The sequence below is a fragment of the Rhizobium sp. SVR5-9E genome (assembly GCF_056755095.1).
This window is the reverse complement of sequence record NZ_JBNDHS010000173.1, coordinates 1-5,285: the sequence shown is the minus strand read 5'-3', so window position 1 is coordinate 5,285 and position 5,285 is coordinate 1. Positions and strand designations below refer to the sequence as shown.

Genomic DNA, 5,285 nt, shown 5'->3' with positions numbered 1-5,285 from the left:
ATCACCTTCCTCGACGAGCAGAAGGCCAAGCGCGAGGGCAGGGCAGTCGAAGAGGTTTCGGCGGCGAGCACCGCGTCGATCCCAGTCGGCCGGTATGGTGATCCGCAGGAATATGCCGACGTGGTCGCCTTCATGGCGAGCAGCCGCGCTTCCTATCTGACGGGCTCCGTCATCCGCGTCGACGGCGGGCTGGTCGCGAGCGTCTGAGGAAACGGTCACGCACCGGCACGCATTGGACGGGGATCGAGATGATTCACTTGATGCGCAAATGACGGCGCCATCACCCGCTGAACAGTTCGATAGCCCCACTGCGTGATCACGAACTACAAGGTCCCTGTCGGCTGAGTTCGAGTTTGCGGCGAAACCGTTCGAGCTCGTGCCGACAGGGACTGTGTTTGCAGCCGACGCGCTGCCTGTTTTGCCCTGTCCCGCGCGTTGGCCTCCTGTGGCCTACGTGCGATCACTGAAAATTGAAAGGCCCCCCGCAGCAGAACGTCACCGCCGTATCGGGCTGTGTTACAGTTCTACGTCTTGGATAAGCGCAGTCTGGGTGGCCGATGCTTATAACACTCGCGGTACTTATGGGCCTCTATGGTACGGCCGCGCTAGCGCAAGCCGGGGGAGGCGATGTCGATGTGGAACTGGTTCTTGCCGTCGATACGTCCCGGTCCATGGATTACGAGGAAGCTCGCATCCAGCGCGAGGGTTATGTCGAGGCGCTCAAACATCAGGAATTCATCGATGCGGTGAAGGGCGGTCTCACCGGTCGCATCGCTATCAGCTATTTCGAGTGGGCAGGCTATGTCGTACCCGATTCCGTGATCGGCTGGCAGGTGATCGAGAACCAGCAGGATGCGATCGATTTCGCCGGCAAGCTCGAGGCTAGGCCAATCAACACCTATCGCCGCACATCGATCTCTGCCGCGATCGGTCAAGGCGCAGCGATGATCGCCTCTGGTCCCCATGACGGTATGCGAAAGGTGATCGATGTTTCGGGGGACGGTCCCAACAATGCCGGCGATCCGGTCTCACCTGTCCGAGACAAGGCGATGGAGGCAGACATCGTCATCAACGGTCTTGCGATTATGCTGAGGCCCGCCGATGCACCAGGCGGGCTCGACAAATATTATGCGGATTGCGTGATCGGCGGTCCCGGCTCCTTCGTGCTGCCGGTCCACAAGATCGAGGATTTCGCCGTTGCCATACGCCGGAAGCTGGTTCTGGAGATCAGTGGCCTTACCCCACGGGAGACGGTGCAGACAATTGCTGGCAACCAGCCAGGTTCTGACTGTCTGATCGGCGAGAAACAATGGCTAGACCTGTTCGATCGATGATGCTCGCTGATTCACCTGAGCCGCTTGCGGTGAAAGGTAAAGGCGCGGCGTCCAACTTGGTCAAGCTTCTCTATACAAGCTTTGACCGTTCCACTATCCATAGGCTTGATCTTCCGCGTCGAGGGCCGCGCCATCAATATCAAGCAGCTTCGCTATTTCGTCAAAGTCGCCGAAACCGGGAACATTACGCGGGCGTCGGAACGTTTGAACGTCGCGCAGACGGCGCTGGGGCAGCAGATCCGCCAGCTTGAGGATTCGCTCGGGGTGCAGCTTTTCGTGAGGCATTCGCGTGGCATCTCGCTGACAGAGTCAGGCGAGGTGCTTTATCGGCATGCCCTATCCATCCTTGCTGCGATGGAGGAAGCGCGCCGTGAGGTGATGGCGCGCAGCGAGAGCAAAAGGGAGGCCATCAATCTCGGAATCACGCCCAGCATCCAAGCGTTGATCGGGCCGGACCTGCTCGAAACTGCGCCGCTGAAAATCCCGAGGATATCACTCCGCATCGTCGAGGAACTGAGCTTCGTGCTCGTCGACGCACTCCTGCGTGGTGAACTCGACCTGGCATTGGCCTATGAGCTCGACCATCGCAAGGAACTGGTGACGACGTCCGTGGCCGAGGAGGAGCTGCTCTTCGTCGCGAGTGCCAAGACGCAGCCGCAGCGAGACTTTATTACCTTCACGGAGGCGGCACGGACCGACCTTGCGCTTGTCAGTGAGCGCGACATTGTCTGGCGGCTGATGCATGATGAGGCCGCCCGCTTGGGCGTCGACATGAATGTCGCCTTCCAGGTGCAGTCCATGCCGGCGATCAAGGCACTCGTCGCGCGCGGCGCGGCTACGAGCGTGGTACCTTATGGGCTGATGGCTGAAGAGGTAAACCAGGGCCTGGTGGTTGCCTGCCCTATCCGCGAACCGTCGATTAAGCGGACGCTGTATCTGACCAACGCCGCCGGCCGATCCGCTTTCGTCAACGAAAAGGCGCTGATGGGGTTTCTGGGTTCGATGGTGGGCTTACTCGTCGAGAGGATGGGTCCCTATGGCGCTTTGATCGGCAAGCGCGCCCCTTTTGACACGCCGCCGGGAAACGGCTGAACTCGTTAGACTGAGATGGACGATACGACCATAAATCTTCGGCAGCTGCGCTACTTCGCTACGGTCATCAAGACGGGCAGCATTTCGGGTGCTGCCCATCGTTTGGGTCTGGCGCAGACGGCGATCAGCCTGCAGATCCGAGATCTCGAGCTGGCCGTCGGTGTCAGTCTCTTCAAGCGGCACTCGCGCGGCGTCGCGCCGACAAAGGCCGGCGAGTTGCTTTACGACCGCTACAACGAATTGGAACGCTTCCTCCAGCAGGCGCTGAAGGACGTGCGCGTGGCCGGTCAGGCGGTAGCGAAGCCTTTCATCATCGGTCTGACACCAAGCCATATGCGTCTTGTCGGCGCCGATATCCTGCTGTCCGCATCACAGCGGCTCGGCTCGACGCCGGTGAAGCTGGTCGAGGAGCTCAGCTATGCGCTTATCGCGGCGGTGGAACGGTCGGAGCTCGATCTCGCTTTCGCTTATGACGTTGAAGGCCGCACCGGCCTCGTGCGCGATGCGGTGATCGAAGACGAGCTGCTCTTCGTTACCTCGGCCGCGAAGAGTAAGGGGGAGGGGCCGATCAGCTTTGCCGACGCACTGCAGGAGGAATTGTTCTTCGCGGGCGAGAAGGGCATCGTACCCCTTGTCCGGCAGATGGCGCAGCGTCTGCAACTGGATCCGCTGATCCGCTCCGACATGCAGTCAGTTCCTGCCATCCGCGCCCGGATCGCCGAAGGCGGAGCCAGCTTCCTGCCGTATGGAACGGTGGCCGATGGTGTGAGCCGCGGCATCTTCGCCATCCGCCGCATCGAGCGGCCGGTCCCCAGCCGCACGCTTTTCATGATCCGGCGCAACGAAGAACATTCCCCGCTCGAAGACAGTGCAGTCGGTCCCTTCATTAAGGAGGTTGTGCAGCATATCTGGCTGGCCTCGCGGCCTTACGCTGCGATCGTCGATCCGCGCTTTGCCGATTGCTAGGGCAGGGGCCATAGCAAAAAACTAATAGCTCGTCGCTTTCAACGGTCTTGGACACCAGGACTCGATCTGACTACCTTCTCCTCAACAACAAACGAGACGCGGCACACCGTGCCGATGCTCTCGCAAGTTATTGATTCATGAGGAGAAAGCTATGGGGGGATATCGGGTCACCGTCGATACGGGCGGTACCTTTTCCGACTTCGTCTATATGGATGAAGCGACTGGCGAAACATCGATTTCGAAGGTTCCTTCGACGCCGGACGACCCGTCACGGGCGATCCTTTCCGGTATCGAGCTGCTGTTGCAGAAGGGCGTTAAACCCGAACAGATCAGCTATTTCTGCCACGGCACGACAGTCGGCACCAATGCGCTTTTGGAAGGCAAGGGCGCCAAGACAGGACTGCTCGTCACCAAGGGCTTCCGCGGCATTTACGAGGTCGGCGAGCAGGCAAGACCGCATGGTCCTGCCATCTTCGACGTAATGTATGAGCGGCCCGCGCCGATCGTGCTGCCGTCCACGACCGGCGAGGTTTCCGAGCGCGTCATTTTCGATGGCAGCGTGCTTCAGGATCTCGACGAGGACGCATTGCGCGAGACATTGAGGGACCTGCGCTACGAGGGCATCGAGTCGGTTGCCGTCTGCTTGCTGTTCTCCTTCCTTCAGCCGCGACACGAGCAGCGTGTCCGCGAGATCATCCGCCAGGAGCTCCCTGACTGCGAAATTTCGCTCTCGTCGGAGATCGTGCCTCAGATCCGCGAGTATCACCGGCTGAGCACCACCGTCGTCAACGCTTATCTGCAGCCGATCCTGGCACGCTATATCGCCCGGCTGGCCGACAAGCTGTCGTCGATCGGCGTCGATACGCCGCAGAAATTCATCATGCAGTCGAATGGCGGCATGGCAACTTTCGCGACGACGGCGAGGAAGGGTGTCACGACGGTTCTCTCCGGTCCTGCCGGCGGCGTGACGGCAAGCGTCGCCATGGCACGCTCCACCGGGTGGAACGATATCGTCACCTTCGACATGGGCGGCACATCCTGCGACGTGGCGCTGATCAAGGGCGGTGCGCCCGTCATCAGCAATCGCGGCAAGGTCGAAGGCCGCGACATCGCCATGCCGATGATGGACATCAATACCGTCAGCGCCGGTGGTGGTACGCTTGCCGAGGTCGATCGGTTTGGCGTGCTGCAGGTGGGGCCGGAAAGCGCCGGTGCCGTGCCGGGTCCGGCGTGCTACAGCCGCGGCGGCACCAAGCCGACGATCACCGATTGCAACCTCCTGCTCGGCTATCTCTCGGAGGATAATTTTCTCGGCGGCCAGATGCGCCTCGACACGGCAAAAGCACAAAAGGCCGTGGAAACTGCCGTTGCCACGCCGCTCGGCATGGATGTCCGCGATGCCGCGGAAGGCATCATCAAGATCATCGACGTGAAGATGGAAGAGGCGATCAAGGCCATCTCGACCATGCGCGGTCACGACCTGCGCGATTTCATGCTGCTGCCTTTCGGCGGCGCCGGCCCGCTTCATGCGTGCCGCATCGCCCGTGATCTCGGCATGGCCGGCATCGTCGTGCCGCTGCATGCCGGCGTCTTCTCGGCCATGGGCCTCATCATGTCCGATGTCACCCATGACTATGTCCGCTCGCGTCTGGCCCAGCTCGACAAGGTTGCGCCGGAAACGGTGAGCGAGATCTTTGCCGACATGGAGGCGGATGCGCTGGCGGAACTCAGCGAGGAAGGCTTCGGCCCGTCGCAGATCCGCATTACCCGGGCCCTAGACATGCGTTATGCCGGCCAGGGTTACGAGCTGACCGTCGCTGTCGAGGATGTGGGCAGCCGCGCGGCGCTCGATGAAGTGCGGAAGCGCTTCGACGATGAGCATGAACTGATGTT

General features: G+C 61.0%; 5 protein-coding genes. All 5 read left to right on the top strand.

Annotation, left to right across the window (positions count from 1 at the left end; all coding sequences use genetic code 11):
* Positions 1–207 (top strand): SDR family oxidoreductase (locus ACPYOJ_RS33740; protein WP_481420130.1); only part of this gene is annotated, 207 nt, incomplete at its 5' end.
* A gap of 350 nt (positions 208–557) precedes the next feature.
* Positions 558–1,334, top strand: coding sequence for a DUF1194 domain-containing protein (locus ACPYOJ_RS33735; protein ID WP_481420129.1), 777 nt, complete (start codon positions 558–560; stop codon positions 1,332–1,334).
* Between the two features lie 81 nt (positions 1,335–1,415).
* Positions 1,416–2,426 (top strand): LysR family transcriptional regulator, encoded by a 1,011-nt coding sequence (locus ACPYOJ_RS33730; RefSeq protein WP_481420128.1) that lies wholly within the window; start codon positions 1,416–1,418, stop codon positions 2,424–2,426.
* Positions 2,427–2,441: 15 nt separating this feature from the next.
* A complete protein-coding gene (locus tag ACPYOJ_RS33725; RefSeq protein ID WP_481420127.1) occupies positions 2,442–3,392 on the top strand; it encodes a LysR family transcriptional regulator in 951 nt (316 codons plus the stop codon).
* A 151-nt stretch (positions 3,393–3,543) separates the two neighbouring features.
* On the top strand, positions 3,544–5,285 hold a 1,742-nt coding region (locus tag ACPYOJ_RS33720), incomplete at its 3' end, for a hydantoinase/oxoprolinase family protein (RefSeq protein ID WP_481420126.1).

Bases quoted from the DNA above. Each gene is read 5' to 3' on its own strand.
- ACPYOJ_RS33735 (WP_481420129.1), top strand. From the start codon at position 558: ATGCTTATAACACTCGCGGTACTTATGGGCCTCTATGGTACGGCCGCG.
- ACPYOJ_RS33725 (WP_481420127.1), top strand. From the start codon at position 2,442: ATGGACGATACGACCATAAATCTTCGGCAGCTGCGCTACTTCGCTACG.